This window comes from Bacillus sp. AFS031507, from assembly GCF_002584635.1.
Classification (GTDB): Bacteria; Bacillota; Bacilli; order Bacillales; family Cytobacillaceae; genus Neobacillus.
The window spans coordinates 335,741-356,785 of the sequence record NZ_NUOW01000002.1 but is presented as its reverse complement, the minus strand read 5'-3'; the positions used below and the strand labels follow the sequence as shown (position 1 = coordinate 356,785).

General features: G+C 39.5%; 24 protein-coding genes. 16 read left to right on the top strand and 8 right to left on the bottom strand.

The window, feature by feature from the left end; translation table 11 throughout:
* Positions 1 to 263: 263 nt before the first annotated feature.
* A complete protein-coding gene (locus COE25_RS03680; RefSeq protein ID WP_088089604.1) occupies positions 264 to 863 on the top strand; it encodes an NADPH-dependent FMN reductase in 600 nt (199 codons plus the stop codon).
* A 92-nt stretch (positions 864 to 955) separates the two neighbouring features.
* Here the strand turns inward: COE25_RS03680 and COE25_RS03675 are convergent, their stop codons facing one another.
* The 5 genes from COE25_RS03675 to COE25_RS03655 all read right to left on the bottom strand — a co-directional run bounded on the left by COE25_RS03675 (position 956) and on the right by COE25_RS03655 (position 4,334).
* Entirely contained in the window at positions 956 to 1,300 is a 345-nt protein-coding gene (locus tag COE25_RS03675) for a spore coat protein (protein WP_256942474.1), read from the bottom strand.
* Positions 1,301 to 1,324: 24 nt separating this feature from the next.
* The gene (locus tag COE25_RS03670) at positions 1,325 to 1,600 is read right to left on the bottom strand and encodes a ferritin family protein (RefSeq protein WP_098931025.1); all 276 of its coding nucleotides are present in this window, start codon (positions 1,598 to 1,600) and stop codon (positions 1,325 to 1,327) included.
* A gap of 183 nt (positions 1,601 to 1,783) precedes the next feature.
* A complete protein-coding gene (locus COE25_RS03665) occupies positions 1,784 to 2,842 on the bottom strand; it encodes an ABC transporter permease (RefSeq protein WP_088089601.1) in 1,059 nt (352 codons plus the stop codon).
* Positions 2,839 to 3,564, bottom strand: coding sequence for an ABC transporter ATP-binding protein (locus COE25_RS03660; protein WP_098931023.1), 726 nt, complete (start codon positions 3,562 to 3,564; stop codon positions 2,839 to 2,841). The genes COE25_RS03665 and COE25_RS03660 overlap by 4 nt, the downstream gene beginning before the upstream one ends.
* Positions 3,565 to 3,725: 161 nt before the next feature.
* The gene (locus tag COE25_RS03655; protein WP_088089599.1) at positions 3,726 to 4,334 is read right to left on the bottom strand and encodes a TetR/AcrR family transcriptional regulator; all 609 of its coding nucleotides are present in this window, start codon (positions 4,332 to 4,334) and stop codon (positions 3,726 to 3,728) included.
* Positions 4,335 to 4,490: 156 nt separating this feature from the next.
* Here COE25_RS03655 and COE25_RS03650 point away from each other — a divergent pair, with 156 nt between their 5' ends.
* From COE25_RS03650 to cydS, 12 genes are all read left to right on the top strand, one after another.
* A complete protein-coding gene (locus tag COE25_RS03650) occupies positions 4,491 to 4,682 on the top strand; it encodes a hypothetical protein (protein ID WP_098931021.1) in 192 nt (63 codons plus the stop codon).
* A gap of 91 nt (positions 4,683 to 4,773) precedes the next feature.
* On the top strand, positions 4,774 to 5,367 hold the full coding sequence (locus COE25_RS03645; RefSeq protein ID WP_088089597.1) for a putative ABC transporter permease: 594 nt from the start codon (positions 4,774 to 4,776) through the stop codon (positions 5,365 to 5,367).
* Positions 5,368 to 5,674: 307 nt separating this feature from the next.
* Entirely contained in the window at positions 5,675 to 6,373 is a 699-nt protein-coding gene (locus tag COE25_RS03640) for a response regulator transcription factor (RefSeq protein ID WP_098931019.1), read from the top strand.
* 2 nt (positions 6,374 to 6,375) lie between these two features.
* Positions 6,376 to 7,764, top strand: a complete 1,389-nt coding sequence (locus COE25_RS03635) for a sensor histidine kinase (protein WP_098931017.1) — start codon at positions 6,376 to 6,378, stop codon at positions 7,762 to 7,764.
* Positions 7,761 to 8,465 carry a polysaccharide deacetylase family protein gene (locus tag COE25_RS03630; protein ID WP_256942473.1) on the top strand — a complete coding sequence of 235 codons (705 nt, stop codon included), beginning with the start codon at positions 7,761 to 7,763 and terminating at the stop codon, positions 8,463 to 8,465. Before COE25_RS03635 ends, COE25_RS03630 begins: the two co-directional genes overlap by 4 nt.
* An 8-nt stretch (positions 8,466 to 8,473) precedes the next feature.
* A complete protein-coding gene (locus COE25_RS03625) occupies positions 8,474 to 9,073 on the top strand; it encodes a DedA family protein (protein ID WP_098931015.1) in 600 nt (199 codons plus the stop codon).
* Between the two features lie 193 nt (positions 9,074 to 9,266).
* Entirely contained in the window at positions 9,267 to 10,433 is a 1,167-nt protein-coding gene (locus COE25_RS03620) for an MGDG synthase family glycosyltransferase (RefSeq protein ID WP_098931012.1), read from the top strand.
* A gap of 36 nt (positions 10,434 to 10,469) precedes the next feature.
* Positions 10,470 to 11,072 carry an undecaprenyl-diphosphatase gene (locus COE25_RS03615; RefSeq protein WP_088089592.1) on the top strand — a complete coding sequence of 201 codons (603 nt, stop codon included), beginning with the start codon at positions 10,470 to 10,472 and terminating at the stop codon, positions 11,070 to 11,072.
* A 187-nt stretch (positions 11,073 to 11,259) separates the two neighbouring features.
* Entirely contained in the window at positions 11,260 to 12,090 is an 831-nt protein-coding gene (locus COE25_RS03610) for a cytochrome c oxidase assembly protein (RefSeq protein ID WP_098931010.1), read from the top strand.
* Positions 12,091 to 12,337: 247 nt separating this feature from the next.
* Positions 12,338 to 13,684, top strand: a complete 1,347-nt coding sequence (locus tag COE25_RS03605) for a cytochrome ubiquinol oxidase subunit I (protein ID WP_098931008.1) — start codon at positions 12,338 to 12,340, stop codon at positions 13,682 to 13,684.
* The gene (locus COE25_RS03600) at positions 13,681 to 14,709 is read left to right on the top strand and encodes a cytochrome d ubiquinol oxidase subunit II (RefSeq protein WP_088089589.1); all 1,029 of its coding nucleotides are present in this window, start codon (positions 13,681 to 13,683) and stop codon (positions 14,707 to 14,709) included. The genes COE25_RS03605 and COE25_RS03600 overlap by 4 nt, the downstream gene beginning before the upstream one ends.
* A gap of 11 nt (positions 14,710 to 14,720) precedes the next feature.
* Positions 14,721 to 14,822: a cytochrome bd oxidase small subunit CydS family protein gene (cydS, locus tag COE25_RS32180; protein WP_373408512.1), complete on the top strand. Its 102-nt coding sequence runs from the start codon at positions 14,721 to 14,723 to the stop codon at positions 14,820 to 14,822.
* A gap of 174 nt (positions 14,823 to 14,996) precedes the next feature.
* Here the strand turns inward: cydS and COE25_RS03595 are convergent, their stop codons facing one another.
* The 3 genes from COE25_RS03595 to COE25_RS03585 all read right to left on the bottom strand — a co-directional run bounded on the left by COE25_RS03595 (position 14,997) and on the right by COE25_RS03585 (position 17,255).
* Positions 14,997 to 15,740 (bottom strand): amino acid ABC transporter ATP-binding protein, encoded by a 744-nt coding sequence (locus COE25_RS03595; RefSeq protein ID WP_088089588.1) that lies wholly within the window; start codon positions 15,738 to 15,740, stop codon positions 14,997 to 14,999.
* Positions 15,741 to 15,755: 15 nt separating this feature from the next.
* Positions 15,756 to 16,415, bottom strand: a complete 660-nt coding sequence (locus COE25_RS03590; protein ID WP_088089587.1) for an amino acid ABC transporter permease — start codon at positions 16,413 to 16,415, stop codon at positions 15,756 to 15,758.
* A gap of 63 nt (positions 16,416 to 16,478) precedes the next feature.
* A complete protein-coding gene (locus COE25_RS03585; protein ID WP_180247405.1) occupies positions 16,479 to 17,255 on the bottom strand; it encodes an amino acid ABC transporter substrate-binding protein in 777 nt (258 codons plus the stop codon).
* Between the two features lie 251 nt (positions 17,256 to 17,506).
* Between COE25_RS03585 and COE25_RS03580 the strand changes: the two genes are divergently transcribed.
* The 3 genes from COE25_RS03580 to COE25_RS03570 all read left to right on the top strand — a co-directional run bounded on the left by COE25_RS03580 (position 17,507) and on the right by COE25_RS03570 (position 21,044).
* Positions 17,507 to 17,875, top strand: a complete 369-nt coding sequence (locus COE25_RS03580) for an ArsR/SmtB family transcription factor (RefSeq protein ID WP_088089585.1) — start codon at positions 17,507 to 17,509, stop codon at positions 17,873 to 17,875.
* Positions 17,868 to 20,003 carry a heavy metal translocating P-type ATPase gene (locus COE25_RS03575; protein ID WP_098931004.1) on the top strand — a complete coding sequence of 712 codons (2,136 nt, stop codon included), beginning with the start codon at positions 17,868 to 17,870 and terminating at the stop codon, positions 20,001 to 20,003. Before COE25_RS03580 ends, COE25_RS03575 begins: the two co-directional genes overlap by 8 nt.
* A gap of 96 nt (positions 20,004 to 20,099) precedes the next feature.
* Complete coding sequence (locus COE25_RS03570) at positions 20,100 to 21,044, top strand: cation diffusion facilitator family transporter (RefSeq protein WP_098931002.1); 945 nt, start codon at positions 20,100 to 20,102, stop codon at positions 21,042 to 21,044.
* Position 21,045 lies beyond the last annotated feature (1 nt).

Here is a 21,045-nt window from a genome sequence, read left to right as displayed (position 1 = left end):
ACTTAGCCAAAAATTGCTAAGTGGTTTTTTACGTTCTTTATTGGGTAATCTAATTGCATAAAAAACAAATAAGATTATTTCATTGACAATATGTATTTTATATTATAAAATTACTTTGAATTAGAGATATATTAATTGATAATAATCCAATTCGAGATTACTCTGTAATATTGAGTAGGATAATATCCTGCCTATAAGTGTTTTGTTTATTCATGAACACTACGTAACTCTTTAGATAAAAAATTTTTATGGTGGTGTTGAAGTTGGGTTTTTTAGGTAGACTATTTGGTGATTCAACAACAAAGGAGGAAAAAACAATGACAAAATTAAACATAGGTATTATTTTAGGTAGCACACGTCAAGGACGAGTAAGCCCACAAGTAGGGGAATGGGTGAAAGGGATTGCCGACAAACGCGGCGATGCAAACTATGAAATCGTTGATATCGCGGACTTCAATTTACCATTCTTAGGTACAACTGACGGTTCAGAACCTGGGATCGCTGAATGGAATGGAAAACTTGCTAATTTAGATGGTTTTGTATTCATTGTTCAAGAATATAACCACAGCATCACTGGTGCATTAAAAAATGCCCTTGATTTTGCACGTGAAGCATGGAATGACAAAGCTGCTGGAATCGTAAGTTATGGTTCAACAGGCGGAGCTCGTGCAGCTGAACATTTACGTGGAATTCTAGGCGAATTGAAAGTGGCGGATGTTCGTACACACCCAACCTTGTCATTATTTACAGACTTTGAAAACGGCAGTGTATTCAAGCCAGCTGAATTACACCTTACAAATGTAAATAATATGCTTGACGAAGTGAATAGTTGGAGCGGAGCATTAAAAACAATTCGAAAATAACAAAGAGGGGGGATGATGAATCATCCCCCCTTTGTTGTATTTTGAAAACAGTTGAATAGGGAAGAACCTGGCATCAAGGATGCCAGGATGCGTTAATAAGGAAATTGGGTTGAATAATTGCTAAATTGTTGATAAGCCTGGTCAAGCTTTTGCTGGTCTTCGGCTTCAAGTTTGTACCAGCCATTTTGGAACATCAGGGTATACAGCTCGCGGCAGCTTTGGTGCGTCTCGTTTAAAATTTGTAGGATATCAGCATGAAGTTGTTCATGACTTGCTTCACGAACGGCAATGTTCAAGCTATCCGTTAAATATTTACAAGTACTGAGCCCATCATTCAAGTAGTCACGGTCATTCATATTAGGTCCTTTAACTTTTGGCAATTGTCCGGTTTGCGGATTAGCGATTTGATTATTGTTTTGCGCTTGTTGGTTTTGCACGGTTGTACCTCCTCATGATGGTGTTTAGTTGACTTGTGAAGGACTTGGTATGTTCGCCATTGCTTGATTATTGTTCACTTGCAGGTGAGGAAGCAATCGATTAAAATGATTCTGGTGCATCCTCCCGGCCTTATCAAGCGCCTGCTTGAAGGTTGGATTTTCGGCGTTTTGTGCTAGGGAATGGAACTTTTTAAACGCCAGAAGCTCCCACGATAACGCATCTTTTAAATACATTAGGTCTTTCGTTGTAATCGCTCGCGGCGGATTCGGAATAGGTATTTGTGTCTGTGTTTGATCCATGATAGTCTCCTTTAATTAGATTTATACTTCATTGTTTAGAATGAACAAACGGCTCATCCGTTATTCTGAAACCTTGTAGGGAGATACTTTTTTACATAAAAAAACCAAAGGATGTGCGTCCTTTGGCTGTCAACTGATTATCAAAAAGCAACGTAAAACCCCTAGCTTTAGCTATGGGGATACTCATAAGGATCGATATTTTTTCAATGAAAAGATATTCAAAACAATGAAAATAGCGGCAAAGATTACTAAAGCAAGAAGGTCCCCGCTTATATCACTCAAACTAAACCCTTTATACATCACACCTTTTAATGCGTCACCTGCGTAGTACATTGGCATTACCTTCGCAACTGCCTGTAACCAATCGGCCATCCCTTCAAGCGGAAAAATTCCCGCAAAAAATATTTGTGGTATAACTGCAATCGGGATAAACTGAATCATTTGGAATTCTGAGGCTGCGAAGGTCGATAACAGGATTCCAAGCGAGAGTGCCACCAAAGCTAAGACTAAATTAATGAGGAGCACATTCCATATCGACCCGACAAGGACGATATCTAACACATTGATAGCATAGAATACAACAATAATTGTTTGAATCACCGCGAATAGTCCATAGCCAACCAAGTAGGCGGTAACGATTTCCCATCTCCGAATTGGAGTAGACATCAGCCGTTCCAATGTGCCCGTTGTCCGCTCGCGTAATAATCCAATTCCTGAAATAATAAAGACGAAAAAGAAGACAAAGAAACCAACTAAGATCGGACTTAACACATCAAAAAAGACGGTGTCTGAATCACCATAAACGTAGGTTATATCGATACTTTTCGGTGTCATCGCTGGCGCCTTTCCGGAGCTTTGCATCATAATCTGTGCTTGGAACTGTGCCGAGATTACTTGGTTTACCTTCATTTGCAGCGCTTTCGCTTTTGTAGGATCGTCATTCCGAAGTATCAGCTTTATTTTTCCATTCTCCTGCTGCAGCAGTCCGTCAAGGTCGTCATCTAGAATGGTATGGTTTGTTACTGACTTGTATTCTTTAACGTTAATGTCTGCCTTTTTAAAGGCGGTTATTAACCCACTATCAACGCCCGTGACACCTAATTTTGGATCGACGGTGTTGCCATTGAATAAAAAGTACATCAGGGTCAGAATCAGTAGTGGTGCCACAAATAACAAGGCTAAGGTGCGTTTGTCCCGAAACATCTGCTGACAAATTCTTTTAATTAGCGCAAGTACTCTCATGATTGTTTCACCCCTGCCTTCAAAAATACCTCATCAAAATCGTCTGTCCCGTAGAACGCCTTTAATTCTGCGGGCGTTCCACTCGTTAAAATGCGGCCGTCGCGGACCATAGCAACATAATCGCATTTCACCGCTTCATCCATAACATGAGTGGTGACAATGATTGTTTTTTGCTCTTCATTTTTCAAACGTAAGAATTCTTTCCAAATAGACAACTTTAATTCGGGATCAATGCCGACAGTTGGTTCATCTAAGATTAATATTTTAGGGTCCTGAATTAAGGCAATCGCTAGGGATAAGCGCCGTTTCATCCCCCCAGAATAAGCAGCTACCCGTTTCTTTAGGTCATCTGTCAGGTTTACTAAGTTAGAAACATAAGTGATTCGCTTTTTCTGTGCTTCTTTATTTAACCCGAATAGCGCAGCGAAAAACTTCAGATTTTCTTCACCTGTTAATTCTCCATACAAGGCGTCGGCTTGGGCCATATAACCAATTTCCTGAAGTAAAGCAAGATTTGGCATTTTCTTATCTAATACATGAATCGATCCGGTATCCGCCTTATCCATGCCAACAATCATTTTAACAAGGGTCGTTTTCCCGGCCCCTGAAGGTCCAATCAACCCAAATAATTGCCCTTTCTCAATGGATAAGTTGACGTCATTTAAAACGGTTTTTTTTCCAAAGCTTTTGCTGACTTCTTCTACTTTTATGGTTGAATCCATCAATCATTCCCCCTAGGATTGTTGACGCGGTTATGATTTTATTTTACAACTCAGTGAGAGATAAGCAATAAACAAAAAACAACAATGTGTTGATTATAGTCCACTAGTTAACAAAGTGTTCATTTACTTTTGAAAAAAGTGCTGCCATGAAAAATGTTATCCTAATTTTTTATCAACCCGGTAACATGCCTAGGTCCTAACAATGTGATCCGCGATAAGATCATCGCCATTTCCCGCGGCGGTTTATCCATCCCGCTTTCTAGCCAGTGCTGAATCACACCGAGGTGGGCAGAGCTGACATAGGAAAATAGATATTCAACTGGGACAAGCATTTCTTCCCCTTTTATCTTTGACGTAACATGTTGGAAAAAGGTCTTTTTAATGATATCTCGCAATTTTCCTTGAAAGGATGCGTCACCTTTGGGACCCAAAATCACTTTCATAAAACTTGAATTCTCATGGAAAAATTCAAATAGGTTAATGATGAAGGGAAATGGATCATTTTCACTATTAAAGTTCAAGAAATCATTTGGATTTATCTCAAGGGTCATTTTTTCAATTTCATTTAATATCTCAGCTTCGCTCTGCTCCAATAAATCATATTTATCACGATAGTGGAGATAGAAGGTACCCCGATTAATATCCGCTTTTTTCGTTAAATCACGAACCGTAATTCCTTCAAAGCCTTTTTCCTCCATTAGCTCTGTTAGAGCATCACGAATTAACCGCTTCGTCCGTAAGATTCGCCTATCTGTTGATTTTTCCGACATGTTAAATCCCTCCCTTTGTATAACTGTATATTGTTTAACGAATTATAATATACATCGTGAATAATAATCAACAATGTGTCTAATTAAATTCATCGGTAAACAGTGGGGACATTCATGAAATGATTTGGCGTAAAAAGTGCCAAATAGAACGGATATATGAAAACGAGAACCATTAAAAATGGTAACAAAAAGGGGTTTGGCGGAATCCCGAGGAGATTCGGCGGAATAAGTTCGGAGTTTGGCGGAAAAACTCACAGTTTGGCGGAAATCAATCCGATAGTTGGCGGAATCCCGGCCCAAGTAGGCGGAATCCTCATTCCGAGAGTCTGCCTTAAAACGAAAAGCTGATTGTAATTAAGTAGGAATTTTTTTGTATATTTGGATGCATGGCTGTTAAACCTAAAGTGGGAAATTCTTATCCATGAAAGGTGGTTTAGCCATGATCATTAACTTGTTGAATGGTATTGAGTTTCAAAATCCGGATTTTTTTAATCTTGAAGGAGCAGCAACAATCGTTTTTTATTTTACAGTCTACTCATGGTTAGGCTGGCTGCTCGAAAACAGTTATAACTTCTTCACGAAACGGGAGTTTTTTAAGCCGAATTTTCTTTTTGGGCCATTTAAACCGATGTACGGCTTTACCCCTGTGCTCTTGGTTTATCTAATTTCACCAGAAACCAATTGGTTAGTCGTTATTCTCCTTTGCTTCATGATTCCAACCTTAGTGGAATATGTGACCGGAGCATTGCTGCAGAAACTTTTTAACCAAAAATGGTGGGATTATTCCGATTCACCCATGCAGCTTCATGGCCATATTTGTTTGCCTTTCTCGGCCTGCTGGAGTATCCTCTCCCTTCTTTGCATAAAATGGATCCATCCTGCGGTAGCAACAATGTACGGAGCAATTGAACCATATTGGGCCTGGGTCTGGTCTGCAGTAGGATTATACTTCCTTGCCGATCTTGTATTAGCCATCCGGAAACATTCATTGCAGGACCTTATTACCGATGAGCCAACCAATCCAATCCAATAGGGTGCCTGACACCCCAATACCATAAAAAACTCCTTCAACTAAAAAGAAGGAGTTTTTGGCTTGTATAGGTCAATCATAATACATGGCCATGGATGATGAATTTGGGCAAAGATTTGATGTTTTAATAGAATCGACGAATGATTGTGGCAAGTTTGATCTGAATAAAAGATTAAAATTCAATGAAAAAAAGAAAACTAAGCAGAAATCATGCTAAATTGAAGTAGATCATTCCTAGAAAAAGAAGATGGGTTTAATAAAACACTTAGATTTGCGACCTATGTTAAGGCAATAAAAAGGAGGGCTGACGATGAAACAGCGGATTTTGGTTGTAGAAGATGAAAAACAAATCGCCAAGATATTAAAGATCGAACTGGAGTATGAGGGATACGAAGTAAATGTTGCTTATGATGGGAAATCGGGATTGCAGGCAGCCCTATATGAAAAATTGGATTTAATTTTATTGGATGTTATGTTGCCTGAAATGAATGGCATTGAGGTTTTAAGAAAAATACGAAAAGAGAATAACTTTATCCCTGTTATTTTATTAACAGCCCGAAATATGACCATGGACAAGGTAGCAGGACTCGATCAAGGGGCGAATGATTATATCACCAAGCCATTTGAAATTGAGGAATTATTAGCAAGAATTCGCTCTTGTCTCCGGCAAAGTACCATTGCAGTCATGGCTTCACAATCGAATGACTCCTTATTAGAAATAAGGGATTTAACTGTTAATCTGGATACAAGAGAGGTCACCAGGGGAGAGACTTCCATCACGTTAACTCCCAAGGAATTCGACTTACTCGTTTATTTGCTATCCAATAAAAATCGAATTGTCACGAGGGAGAGCATCCTCCTTCATGTTTGGGGCTATGAATATGAAGGGGAAACCAATGTCATTGATGTGTTTATCAGACATTTACGAAAGAAAATTGAAGAAGGTTTTTCTGACCCAACGATTATTCAGACGGTAAGGGGCATTGGTTATACCGTAAGGGAGAATTAACAATGAAGATTACCACAAAAATCAATCTTATTACTACGGCTTGGATTTTATGTATGTTACTTGCTGTGAATGCGGTTGTCTTTTTTTCATTTATGAAGATTACTGTCAATATGGAAGATGGTGAACTACTTCAAAAGGCTGATTATTTGATAAACGAAATCAACAAGGAAGATTCTCTAGCGGTTATTAAAGAAAAATTAACCCCATACCTAACGAACCAGTCTTTTATAAGGATCGTTCAGCCAGATTCGAAAATAGTTAATCAAGTAACGAATGATCCGAAATTAGCTGCTAAAATAAAACCGCAATTCACTACTGAAAAAGGGACGCAAAGGCGGACCATTAGACTTAATCATCAGGAAGAACAAATTGCCATTGTCAGGGTGCCAATCCAATCAAATGGTCATGTAGTAGGAACACTAGAGTTTGGGGAGAAATTAGTAGGATTGGAAACAGGAAAAGACTTATTACTCTCCATTCTTGCCTTTTGTACCATTTTAGGTGCGGTATTATCACTGCTCGGTGGTAGATGGTTGTCCAATCTGATTATGAAACCTATCTCCAATATGATTAACACCATGGAGGATATTGAAAAAAGTGGGATCCCGAAAAAGATTATCATCCAACATGAGACAAAGGATGAATTGCAAAAATTGGCCGTTACGTTTAATCGGATGATTGGCAGATTAGAGGCAAATCTCGAAAAACAGCGGCAATTTATTTCGGATGCTTCACATGAATTAAAAACCCCGCTTACTGTGATCAAAAGTTATGCAGACCTACTGCTTAGACGGGGGTTAAAAAATGAAGAGGTTGCCCATGATGCGATTGAATCGATTCATTCAGAAGCAACAAGAATTCAAAAAATGACAGAAAGGTTTCTGGATTTAGCCGATACAGAATCAGGTATTCTTTTAGAACCAAAAGTAATCAATTTAGTTTCCTTGTGCGAAGATATCTTCAAGCAGCTTAAAAGTGCCTATAAAAGGGAAATTAACCTCCATTACCATGAACCAGCCATTAAGGTTATCGCGGATGAAGTCAAGCTAAAGCAGGCAATGATAATCTTAATCGATAACGCAATTAAATATAGTACAGATAAAATAGATGTGTACTTACAGGATAAAGAACAATTGACGATTATTACCGTAAAAGATTACGGAATTGGGATCCCAGAGTGTGAAATAGAGAATGTCTTTGAACGGTTTTACCGGGTGGACAAGGCACGAAGCAGGGAGACAGGCGGGACAGGGTTAGGCTTGTCGATTGCCAAAAATATTATGAAACAGCATCAAGGAGAAATTATCGTAAAAAGTACGGAGGGAGTGGGAACAGAGGTAGAGTTGTTCTTACCCAAACGGAAAGTTGGAAAGGAAATGTTTTTCGAGTGATTAAAATATTGATAGTAAGTGTTATTCTTTTATTCATTTTTTTTCTTATCTATGCCATATTGCCCACCATCCTCATTCGTAGGAGCGGGCGGGGAATCATCAAAACAATCCATGCACCGGCTATTGCATTAACGTTTGATGATGGTCCCAATCCTGAATACACACCACAATTACTTGACCTTTTGAAAAAGTACGGTGTAAAGGCATCCTTTTTTGTGGTCGGCAGTAAAGTGAAAGCCTATCCTGCCATTATTAAACGGATGAGTCAGGAGGGACATACGATTGGAATTCATCATTATGACCATATTTCAAGTTGGATTCTTTCCCCCCTTCGCTTAAAAAAACAACTGCAAATGACAGAACAGGCAATCAAAGAATGCACCAATGAAAAAGTAACCTTTTACCGGCCGCCATGGGGGAGCTTTAATAGTGCCAGCCTATATTTGAGCAAGCGATATAAAGTGATTATGTGGTCGCATATCTTCGGTGATTGGAAGGTAGCGAAGGGTAAAAACGGCCTGCTTGAAGAGTTGCTCCAAACGACAGAAGCAGGCTCTGTATTGTTGCTTCATGATTGTGGGGAAACCTTGGGTGCCGATAGGCTAGCGCCCCGTTATATGCTAAAGTGCTTAGAAATCTATTTACAGGAAAAGGTAAATAGGGGCACAAAATTTATCACATTAAAAGAAGTGAACTTTTAGAGGCTGCTATGAATGTAGAGACAATTATTAATTATATTAATATATATGGTTACCTAGTCATTTTTCTCTTTTTATTCTTTGGTATTGTGGGTATTCCTGCTCCTGAAGAATCGCTGCTATTTTTAATCGGCGTGCTGAGTTATCATCATAAGCTCTCAATAGGGCTAGCCATATTAAGTTCCATTCTCGGAGCGTTTATAGGAATGCAAACAGCCTATTCGATTGGAAAATATGCAGGATCCCCTTTTATAAAAAAATTCGGAAAGTATGTCGGGATTAGCGATGACCGTTGGGAAAAAGTAAGTCGTATATATACCAAAAATGTACGTAAAACAATCGTTATCGGTTTTTATCTGCCAGGTATTAGGCAGATAAGTCCGTATTTTGCTGGGATTACAAACATTCCATTTCGGAGGTTTATCCTTTTTTCCCTGCTGGGCACTCTTCTCTGGACCATCCCTTTTATTGTGGGAGGCTATTATGCAGGAAAGGTATTTCATATAAATCCAGACTATATTCCATATTTAGGAATGGTATTTTTCATTCTTTTTCTGCTATTTGTTATACGTAAGTATATAAAAAGGAAAAAAACAGCATCAGCTGAATAGGAGAAATAATACAAAACCTGAAAAGGCATCTTTTCAGGTTTTTGTTTTTAGACCCAGCTAAAAAAAGGTTAAAGTTAAGATTAAAAATCCATTAAAAAACGAGTTTTTCAAGAAATGAGTGATACATTGAAAGGGTAATTTAGAATTCGTCATTTTCAAAGTTCGATTTCTAGTAGAACAGGAGATGGAATAAGTGAAGAAGATTTTGTTTTTACCACTCTTACAAATGCAATCGGGACATCATCAAGTCGCTGAGGCATTAATGGATCTGTTAAAAAATCATACAGATGATCTTACATTTAAAAAAATCGACTTGTTAAGTTATACAAATAAATCGTTAGAAAAAGTGATAACAAGTGGCTATCTCAATTGGATTCGCTATGCGCCAGAAACTTATAATCTTGCCTATAAAAGCTTTTTTTACGTATCACCAACTAAAAAACATTCCTTTAAATGGTATCAACCGCTCTTTTTGAAGAAAATGGAGCAATTGTTAGCGGAGGAAAAACCAGATTTACTTGTTTGTACACATGGGTTCCCTTCTTATCTTCTTAGTAAGTTAAAAATGAAGGGAAAATGCGACATACCGATTATTAACGTTTACACAGATTTCTTTATTAATAGTGTTTGGGGAAGAGAGGGGATTGATCTCCATTTTCTCCCTAGCCAAGAGATCAAACGAAAACTCGGCAGAAAATATCAAGCCACGAACCAACAGATGATGGTCACTGGTATTCCTGTTCATGAAGGAATTACAAAAACCCTTCATCGGAAACAGGATAATGAGCGTCCCAAAATCTTATTATCTGGAGGAAATAGCGGTTTGGGCGGGATTTTGAAACTAGCGGAAGAGTTAAAGCTCTCCTCGAACTTAGACTTCTTAGTATTGTGTGGTAATAACAAGAAGCTTTATGATGAAATTCATTCGTGGGATTTAGATCATATCAAACCATTAACCTATCTTTCTTCAAGATCAGAAATGAATTTACTTTATGAAGAAGTGGATGCGATTATCTCAAAACCGGGTGGAGTCACTATAAGTGAAGCGATCCGAAAAAGACTTCCAATCTTTGTTCATTCTGCACTTCCAGGGCAGGAGAAAATAAATCTCCAATATTTAAAACGGAAAGAGCTAGTATATGAGCTCGACCAGAGCACTCCATTGGAAAAACAGCTGCTTAGTGTTTTAACGAACCAGAAAAAAATGAAAGGCTGGGAGGATGCTATTGATGCTTACCAGCAGGAAATTGAGTTAGAGAAGCCGGAAAAAATCGTGGAGTTGATAGAAACACTCCTTGACCAAAAGACGAGCAGCAGGCAGTCGGGATTGGTTAGATTTTCTTCTCCTTTGAGAATTTAAGATGGTTGAAACACATGAATCTGGAGGTTAGTTAAGATGTCTCACATAGACTATGGTATCTTTCAAATAATCAATCACCTTGCAATAAGTGAGCGATTTTTAAACCCATTAATGATATTTTTAGCAGAAAAAGCAGAGTATTTATTTTTTGCGGGAATCATTTTTTATTGGTTTTATCATAAATCACAAAACCGAAAAATGGTTATTGAAGCAATCCTGGCCGCGTGCGTGGCGCTAAGTATAAATGGAGAAATAGGTCACTTTTTTTACCGGAATCGTCCTTTTGTCACCCATCATGTAAACTGGTTAATCCCTCATGTGAAAAATGCCTCGTTTCCAAGTGACCACGCGACTGCCGCATTCGTAATCGCGACGGCCATTTGGATTTGGAAAAAACGTGACGGCTGGATGTGGTTGGTCTTAGCAGCAGGCATTGCTCTGTCCCGTGTTTGGACAGGAGTCCATTATCCGTTAGATGTGGTAGCAGGAATGCTCATAGGGACAAGTGTAGCTTTTGCCATCCATTTCTTACTAGTTCGATTCGAGGAAATAAACAAAGTAATCCTTTGGTTAATTGAGTACTATGAGAAAATTGAGAGTAATCTTTTAAAAAAGACCAATCTAGTCAGAAAAAGATAGGCAACTAAACGGACGGGAGGGAGTGATAAATGTTTCTCTCCTATTGCCTGTCTACCTTTCCAGGGAATTCAGGTGGGATTCTTTTTTGTAATAATTCACACATTTTGACATAAAATCTAAAGTTAGTTTCATTGGCTGTAAGGGTTATTTTCTGAAGTCTAAGTGTCCTGAGTGGAAGGAGGATTTCATGTTTTATGCGATGTGGTTGGAAGGTCAATCGTTGTGGAATACCCCATTACTAGCTTGCCTCATTTGTATAGCGGTTGTATATGTAGTCTTAGTACTTTCTTTTACAAAAATAAAGCTTCATCAAAAAAAAACCCTGCTTTTTTTCCTCAGTTTAATCATTATGTACGGAACTTTTGGCAGTCCATTTGAAACCATAAGTCACTTGTCGTATAGTTTGCACATGCTGCAAATGAGCATTTTATACTTTATCATCCCACCTCTATTTTTACTAGGAATTCCAGATGCATTTCTACAGCAAATTCGTCATCTCTCCCTCTTTGTAAGAGTAAGCAAGTTTTTCTTACCGCCAATTGCTGCGCTTTATGCTTTTGGAGCAATGTTCTTGATGTACCATTTTCCAGTTGTTTTAACGACTCTCTCTCAAAATTCGTTTGTCCATAATGGGTACCTATTTGTGCTGTTTGTCCTATCTTTTAGGATGTGGGGGCCAATAGCAACTCCTGACTCGAAGAAGTATGGTTCAAAGGAGAAGAATAAACGTTATCTATTTTTGAGCGGGCTTGTATTAATGCCTGCCTGTTTGCTTTTCATATTAACTGCCTTTATTGGTGGAATGAATAATCCTCTTCTTACACAACTAACCGCAAACCTTTGTATCTCACCTTCCCAATTAAGTTCTCTCAATATACTGCCATCACCATTTAATACAAGACTTGATCAATTGTTTGCGGGAATCCTAATGTTGGGAATGCATAAATTTGGATTAACCTTGACCGTTCGTCTTGGTAAAAAAATGAATAGTGGGAATGTGGTGGGGATTGTTGACTGACCACCACTTCTCACTATTTTTTCTGTGTGCGGATACTTTCCAGTGCAGTTAAATATATTCCGCCATAATTTTGGGAATGGTATGTAAGAAGTGTGCTTAATTAATTAAATTAGCCAAAAGTTAGGTGGGGTTTTTATTTACAAAAAACAAGAGCGAAAGCTCATTTGGCTGGCTTTTATTGTTGCATCCATAATGGGACTGTCAATCATTGGACGGCTTTTTTCAGGATAAGAAAGGGGGGAGTTAAATGGGTAATGAGGAAGCAGTATTTTTTAGTCGTGTCCTAACAGAATTGACCTTGTCTTTTCACATCATTTACGCAACCATTGGTGTTGGGATTCCACTAATGATTATGATTGCTCAATGGGTTGGGATAAAGAAACAGGATGAACACTATATTTTATTAGCTCGAAGGTGGACAAGGGGATTTGTGATTACCGTGGCAGTTGGCGTTGTGACCGGAACCGCGATAGGGTTACAACTCTCACTCCTATGGCCCAATTTTATGCAGTTAGCGGGAAATGTGATTGCCCTGCCGTTATTTATGGAGACATTTGCGTTTTTCTTTGAAGCGATTTTTTTAGGTATTTACATATATACTTGGGATCGGTTTAAGGACCAGAAAAAACATCTGCTCCTGCTGATTCCAGTTGCGTTGGGAGCCTCTTTTTCAGCCGTTTTTATTACCATTGTCAATGCATTTATGAATGCGCCCCAGGGCTTTGATGTCGTTAATGGCCAATTAGTGAATGTCAGTCCAATTGTAGCCATGTTTAATCCGGCGATGCCGACAAAGGTAGCCCATGTGGTTGTCACCGCCTATATGACGTCAGCGTTTGTCCTGGCTGCGATTGGTGCCTTTCGTTTACTTAAAGGGTCAAACCATGCGTATCATAAAAAAGCTTTGTTTTTAACAATGAAACTTGGATTCGTCTTTTCCGTAGCAACCGCTCTTTTAGGAGATTTCTCAGGAAAGTATTTGGCCGAATATCAACCAGAAAAATTAGCTGCTGCTGAGTGGCACTTTGAAACAGGGAAAGGTGTACCGCTTGTCTTATACGGTGTCCTTGATAATGGCGAAGTAAAATATGCACTGAAAATTCCCTTTGCACTCAGCATTCTGGCTCATGAAGTTCCTAATGCAGAAGTGATAGGACTTGATCAGTTTCCGAAGGATGAAGTGCCGCCCCTGTATATCCACTATTTATTCGATACGATGGTGACGATTGGGATGTGGATGACCGTTTTGTCCTTGGTATATGTAATAGGTACCTGGCGCCACTGGCGTTTCGTTTTATCCAAATGGTTTCGTTGGCTGCTTGTGCTCGGCGGCCCTCTCTCCATTCTTGCGATTGAGGCGGGGTGGTGGTTGGACGAGGTCGGCCGTCAGCCATGGGTTCTGCGTGGAATTTTACGAACTAAAGATGCAGCGACGACAAGCGGTCAAGTGGATATCATGTTGGTTTTATTTGCGGGGCTTTATCTTGTCCTCGGGGTTGGCAGTGCAGTTGTACTCTGGCGAATGTTCCGGAAGAACACAGTGGAACAGGAATTGGCCGATAGAGCCTCCGAGAAAGCGGGTGATGTGCTATGACACTGGAAATCGTCGGAATAAGCGCATTGGGGGTGTTTCTCTTTGGATATATTATCATTGCGTCCATTGATTTTGGGGCAGGATTTTTTAACGCGTTTAGTACATTAACCGGGAAACAGCATATTTTGACGAAGATTATTCAACGCTATTTATCGCCAGTTTGGGAAGTCACCAATGTCTTTTTAGTATTTTTCTTCGTCGGGATGGTTGGTTTTTTTCCAAAAACGGCTTATTACTTCGGCACAACTTTACTTGTGCCGGCAAGCATTGCGATTATTTTGCTAGCGATTCGGGGAGCTTATTATGCCTTTACAACCTACGGAGGACTCAAACATAAGCGCTATACTATCTTGTATGGGTTGACGGGATTATTTATTCCAGCATCGCTGTCGAGTGTCTTGACGATTTCAGAAGGCGGCTTTGTGTCAATGGAAAGTTCTGCGCCTGTGCTTGATTATTGGGCTTTGTTTACCAGTCCTTTATCGTGGAGTATTGTGGTCCTTAGTCTGACTGCCGTATTATATATCTCCGCTGTTTTCTTGACATGGTATGCCCATCATGCAAAGGATGAAGCTGCAACGAACCTTCTACGTAAATATGCGCTTAGTTGGGCAGGACCTGCCATTATCACAGCTGCGGGTATTATCATAGAAATGAGGACGCACAATCCGGAACATTATCAGCGCTTACTCGACCTTTGGTGGTTGTTCGGATTGTCCGTCGTTTTCTTTGTTGGAACCGTTTATTTGATCTGGAAGCGGCGTTCATACGGTCTTGCTTTCTGGTTATTAGTCGGGCAATTTGCGGTTGCCTTTTTGGCCTATGGTGCTTCCCATTATCCCTATTTGTTGTATCCCTATCTCACCTTATATGATAGTTTTACAAATCAATCGATGGCGATTGCCCTGATTGTTGCCTTCATTGCAGGGTTAGGATTACTCCTGCCATCGCTGTATCTACTGCTAAAATTGTTTCTGTTTAACAAGGAATATGTACAAGGGAATCGAAATGATGAACATGCATAGGGGGGATGAACGTGGATGATTTCTTACTCTTTTATGCCCCGTTTCTTGTGATGATTGTGACGATTGTAGTGGCGTTCTGGATAGCTCCGAAAGATGATTCTGTGGATAAATAACAACTGACTGCAAGATCGGTATGGAGTGTTCATAAGGACAATACTAAGGATGAAAAAGTAAAAACTGTCCTCATGGAGTGTTCATGAGGACAAAACTCAGCATGGAAAAGTGAAGATTGTCCTCATGAAGCTTCGATGAACTCCGAAACCCGCATTTATTATCCAATCATACTCTTATAAGCTACGCTTCAAGAAAGCCTTCGTTCGTTCATTCTTAGGGTTTGTAAACAACTCGGCGGGCGAACCAGATTCCACAATCTCCCCATTGTCCATAAAAATAACCCGGTTTGCTACTTCCTTGGCGAAGCCCATCTCATGTGTCACAACAATCATCGTCATGTGTTCTTCGGCCAGATCCTTCATCACTTGTAATACCTCACCAGTTAATTCGGGGTCCAATGCAGAAGTAGGCTCATCAAAAAGCAGAATTTCTGGGTTTAACATGAGCGCTCTGGCAATGGCGACTCGTTGTTTTTGCCCGCCTGAGAGATTGGCTGGATAGGCTGATGCCCGGTCAGTAAGCCCGATTTTCTCGAGTAGTTCATTACTTCGTTGCTGAATTTTAGCGGGCGCTTCCTTCTTCAGCATTTTTGGAGCAAGTTCCAAATTTTCTTTCACCGTAAGATGCGGAAAGAGGTTAAAATGCTGAAAGACCATCCCCATTTTTGCATTGATCTCTTTTATCTCCAGGGGTTTTGCATAGACGCCGTCCTTTACTAAATGCTTACCGGAGACACAAATCGTGCCACCGTCTATTTTTTCAAGATGGACCAAACTGCGGAGCATCGTACTTTTCCCGGAACCAGAGGGACCAATGACGGCTACCACATCATTTTTATTTACATCAAAGCTAATCTGTTTTAGGACATCCAAATTCCCATACGATTTTTTGAGGTTAGCTATTTCCATGATAGGCATAGTTACCACTCCTTCTTATTCAAATTTGAACCGTTTTTCGAGCCATTTAAACACCATCGTTAAGAGGAGCGTCATGATCAAGTAAATAATACCGGCGACGAAGAAAGGAACGATGGTAAAGTCGCGGTTTACAGCTGTCTGCGCAAAATGTAACAATTCCGGTACGGCAACCGCATAGAGCAGTGCGGTATCTTTGACCAATGTCACGGATTCGTTCGCGACAGCGGGAAGGGCGATCCGGAACATCTGCGGAAGGATGACCTTTGTTAACGTCTGCCATTTATTCAGGCCGAGCACTTGCGATGCCTCAAATTGACCTTTATCAATCGCAAGAAGCCCGCCGCGAAAGATTTCTGCGAAATAGGCAGCATAGTTCAAGATAAAACCTAAACAGGCAGCGACAAAGCGGTCCAAAACTAAGTATTCTCCAACTACTGGTATCATCGGCAGCCCGAAACAGATAAATAACAGCTGAAGCAAGAGCGGTGTACCGCGCATCACGTAAATATATCCTTGTGCAAGCAGGGACACAGGCTTAAAACGGCTGCCGACAGCTAGCGTTAATATAAACCCAAGTGGAATCGAAACCACAATCGCAATGACAAACAAGAGGACTGTCATCTGGGCGCCTTCGAGCATTGGTTTAAGTATGGAAATCAGATAATCAAAAGACATATAAGTTCCTCCAAAAGCAAAACAGGGTTCCCAATGGAAATCCTGTTCGCCTTATATTCGGTATTAGTTTAATACTTTATTTTCGCCAAACCACTTTTCAGAGATACCTGCTGCTGTGCCATCCTCATTCATCTCATCGAGTGCTTTTTGCAGCTTTTCAAGTAATGCTTCATTCCCTTTTTTAACTCCAATTCCGTATTCTTCGGGAGCAAGTGATTCTTGAAGTACTTTAAAAGACTCTTTTTCCTTTTTCATATAATAATCGATAACAACTTCATCAATTACTACTGCATCCAAACGACCGCTTTTTAAGTCAGTTAAGGCCTGGACATTATCTGCAAATTCGGTAACCGTCTTAATTTTAGTTTTAATAGGTGCGGCATCCAAAGCATCAGCTGCAGAAGATAGTGTTTGCAGTCCAACAACCTTCCCGTTTAAATCATCTAATTTAGTAAGCTGTGAATCAGCCAATGTAACAACCACTTGTGCATTTTTTAAATATGGCTTCGTGAAAAGAACTTTCTTTTTACGTTCATCCGTAATAGTGTATCCGTTCCAAATTAGGTCAATCCGTCCACTGCTTAATTCCGCTTCTTTTGTGCTCCAATCAATTGGTTGAAACTTGACCTTTTTCCCCATCTTTTTAGCAGCAGCATTCGCGTAGTCAATGTCAAAACCAACAATTTTATTGTTCTCATCGCGAAAACCCATCGGGGCAAATTTATCATCAATCCCAATCACGAGCGTGTTGTCCTTTGCTCCTGATGATTTAGACGAACATCCTGTAAGGATCGAGAATAGTGCTGCTATTACTAGAATCATAGGTATTAACCGTTTCATAATAGAACTACCACCTTAGCAATTTATTTTAATTCCCTTTAGTACGTTAACGAATTATCACACTGCCATATTATAACGCTATAATATTATTTAATACAATAGCATTATAAATAATATGAAAATTGAAATTCCTTTTAATTGAGGAAATTCCTTGAATAGACTAAAAAACATTCAAATAATCATTTGACCATTTTTTTGAACCAACATATACTAATAATCAAATAGACATTTGAATAATGGGCGGTGAAAAAATGAAGCACGATGATGTATGTGAAGTAACCTGCGTGGATGAAGACAAAGTAAAACGTTTAAAAGGTTCTATTTCACAGCAAGATACTCTGTCTGTATCACAAATATTCAAAGCCTTATCTGATGATACTAGAATTAAAATTGCCTTTGCCTTAAGTGAAGAAGATGAATTATGTGTATGTGACGTGGCAAACATTGTAGGAAGTTCAACGGCTACTGCTTCCCACCATTTACGACTTCTTCGAAATTTAGGATTAGCGAAATATCGAAAAGAGGGCAAATTAGTTTTCTATTCATTGGATGATGATCATGTAAAACAATTGATTAAGACTGCATTTGAACATCAACAGGAGGTGAAATCTCATGAGTAACGCTTTAGAACAAACCAATGAAAAAACCGTTTACCGTGTACAGGGATTCACCTGAGCGGGCTGTGCGACAAAGTTCGAAAAGAACGTACAACACCTGGATGGTGTTGCTAATGCAAGTGTAAATTTCGGTGCTTCTAAACTTACAGTTTATGGTGAAACGACTATAGAGGAAATAGAGAAAGCAGGGGCCTTTGAAAAGATAAAAGTCATACCTGAAAAACAAAAATTTGAAGAGAAAAAAGAGCCGTTTTTGAAAAAACATTCATCTGTTATCGCCTCATTGGTTTTCTTGATCATTGGCTGGATGTCAGGACAAATGTATGGTGAAGAGAGTACCTCATCGATTTTAGCGTTTGGGGCTTCTATTTTAGTAGGCGGTCATCGACTGTTTACGACAGGATTGAAGAACTTATTCCAATTAGAGTTTGATATGAGAACCTTGATGACGATCGCCGTTATTGGAGCAGCAATTATCGGTGAGTGGGGAGAAGGAGCAACGGTTGTCATCCTGTTTGCCATTAGTGAGGTTCTAGAATCCTATTCAATGGATAAAGCCAGACAATCGATACGTTCCCTAATGGATATTGCTCCAAAAGAGGCCTTAATACGAAGAGGTAATCAAGAATTTACAGTAGAAGTGGACGATATTCGGATTGGGGATATTTTAATTGTAAAACCAGGACAAAAAATTGCCATGGATGGAAAAGTAGTTAAAGGATTATCCGCTGTGAATCAAGCTGCGATTACAGGTGAATCTGTTCCAGTTTCGAAAACCATAGATGATGAAGTGTTCGCAGGAACACTAAATGAAGAAGGATTGCTTGAAGTAAAAGTTACTAAACATGTGGACGATACGACTATTGCAAAAATTATTCACCTTGTAGAGGAAGCTCAAGCAGAAAGGGCTCCATCTCAAGCATTTGTCGATCGCTTTGCTAAGTATTATACACCTGTAATCATGTTCATATCGCTGTTAGTGGCCGTACTTCCACCACTTTTATTTGATGGGGACTGGAGCAAATGGGTTTATCAGGGTCTTGCTGTATTAGTGGTTGGTTGTCCTTGTGCTCTTGTCATTTCCACTCCAGTGTCCATAGTTACTGCGATCGGTAATGCTGCACGAAACGGTGTTCTGATCAAAGGTGGGATTCATTTAGAGGAAATGGGAGCCATTAAAGCCATTGCCTTTGACAAAACGGGTACCTTAACAGAAGGAATACCTGTTGTAACGGATTATCTACCTCAACCAAATGCAAATTCGAATGAACTTCTTTCCATTATCGCAGCTTTAGAAAAGGGTTCTCAGCATCCTTTGGCTTCAGCAATCATGAAGAAAGCAGAGTCGGTAAACTTACCTTATCAAGATTTAGTGATTGAAGACTTTACTTCCATTACAGGTAAAGGCATCAAAGGTAGGGTCAGCGGTAAAATGTATTATGTAGGAAGCCCTAATTTATTCGATGAAATCCTATCAAATAAAATTCCATCGAATCTAAAAGCAACCATTTCTGACTTGCAAAATAAAGGTAAAACAGTGATGGTTGCAGGTACTTCAACTGAAATATTGGGACTACTCGCAGTTGCAGACGGAGTGAGAGGGAACAGTAAATCAGTGATACAGAAACTTCACTCATTAGGTATTCAAAAAACCATCATGTTAACGGGTGATAACAAAGGGACCGCCAATGCGATAGGAAAGCAGGTAGGGGTTTCTGATATACAAGCGGATCTTTTACCTCAAGATAAATTAACACTTATTAAAGAACTCAGAACCAAATTTGACCGTGTGGCAATGGTCGGAGACGGTGTAAATGATGCACCAGCTTTAGCTGCATCGACAGTCGGAATAGCGATGGGTGGGGCTGGAACGGATACAGCTATAGAAACAGCTGATATAGCTTTAATGGCAGATGATTTAGGGAAACTACCATTTACGTTAAAACTAAGCAGGAAAGCATTATTTATCATCAAGCAAAATATCACTTTCTCATTAGGAATTAAACTTTTAGCATTATTATTAGTGATTCCAGGTTGGTTAACCCTGTGGATTGCGATATTTGCAGACATGGGAGCAACTCTTATTGTGACTCTTAATGGTTTACGACTTCTCCGAGTAAAAGACAAATAAAATTGGGCTTCCTCAAGTGGGAAGCCTCTTAATGGAAGGGTACAACAAGCAATTGAGCATGCTTGTCATAATAAAATTTAAGTAGGAGAGATCGGAATGGGACATAATCATAGCCATGGTCATAACCATGGTCACAGTCACGGTCATGGACATAGCCATAGTCATGCACCAGCCAACTATGGCTTTGCATTTGGATTTGGGATTATTTTAAATACCATTTTTATTATTGTTGAAATTATATACGGTATCCTAGGGGATTCTTTAGCACTGCTTGCGGATGCAGGACATAACATAAGTGACGTTCTAGGTTTAATTATTGCTTGGATTGCCGTTTGGTTAGGAAAAAAAGCACCTACTAAAAAGCGGACTTATGGATATAAAAGAAGTTCCATCTTAGCTGCGCTATTCAATGCTGTTTTTTTATTAGTAGCAATTGGTGCTATTGCCTGGGAGGCTATCCAACGATTTTCTTCTCCAGAACCAGTTGCTGGAAAAACGGTTATCATCGTAGCAATCATTGGCATTGTGATTAACACTATTACAGCTTTACTTTTTATGTCAGGAAGAAAAAACGATTTAAATATCCGTGGGGCTTTCATGCACATGGCTGCAGATGCATTAGTTTCACTTGGTGTAGTGATCGCAGGGTTTATAATTCTTTGGTCAGGATGGCAATGGCTTGACCCTCTAGTAAGTCTTTTAATTTCCATTGTCATTCTATTTGGAACTTGGGGATTATTAAAGGAATCCATTAACTTATCACTTGATGCCGTACCAGAAGGCATTGATATTAGTAAAATTAAGGATTACTTAAGGGGTTTACCAACGATTTTGGAAATTCATGACCTGCATGTTTGGGGAATGAGTACGACAGAGGCTGCCCTAACCGTTCATATAATTCGATCTGAAATAGATGATAATGATGAGCTGCTTCAAAAATTAACAAAGGAATTGCATGACCAATTCGGCATTGAACATGCCACTATTCAAATTGAAAAAGGAACTTATAGTTGTTCCTTGCAACCTGAAGGTACAATATAAC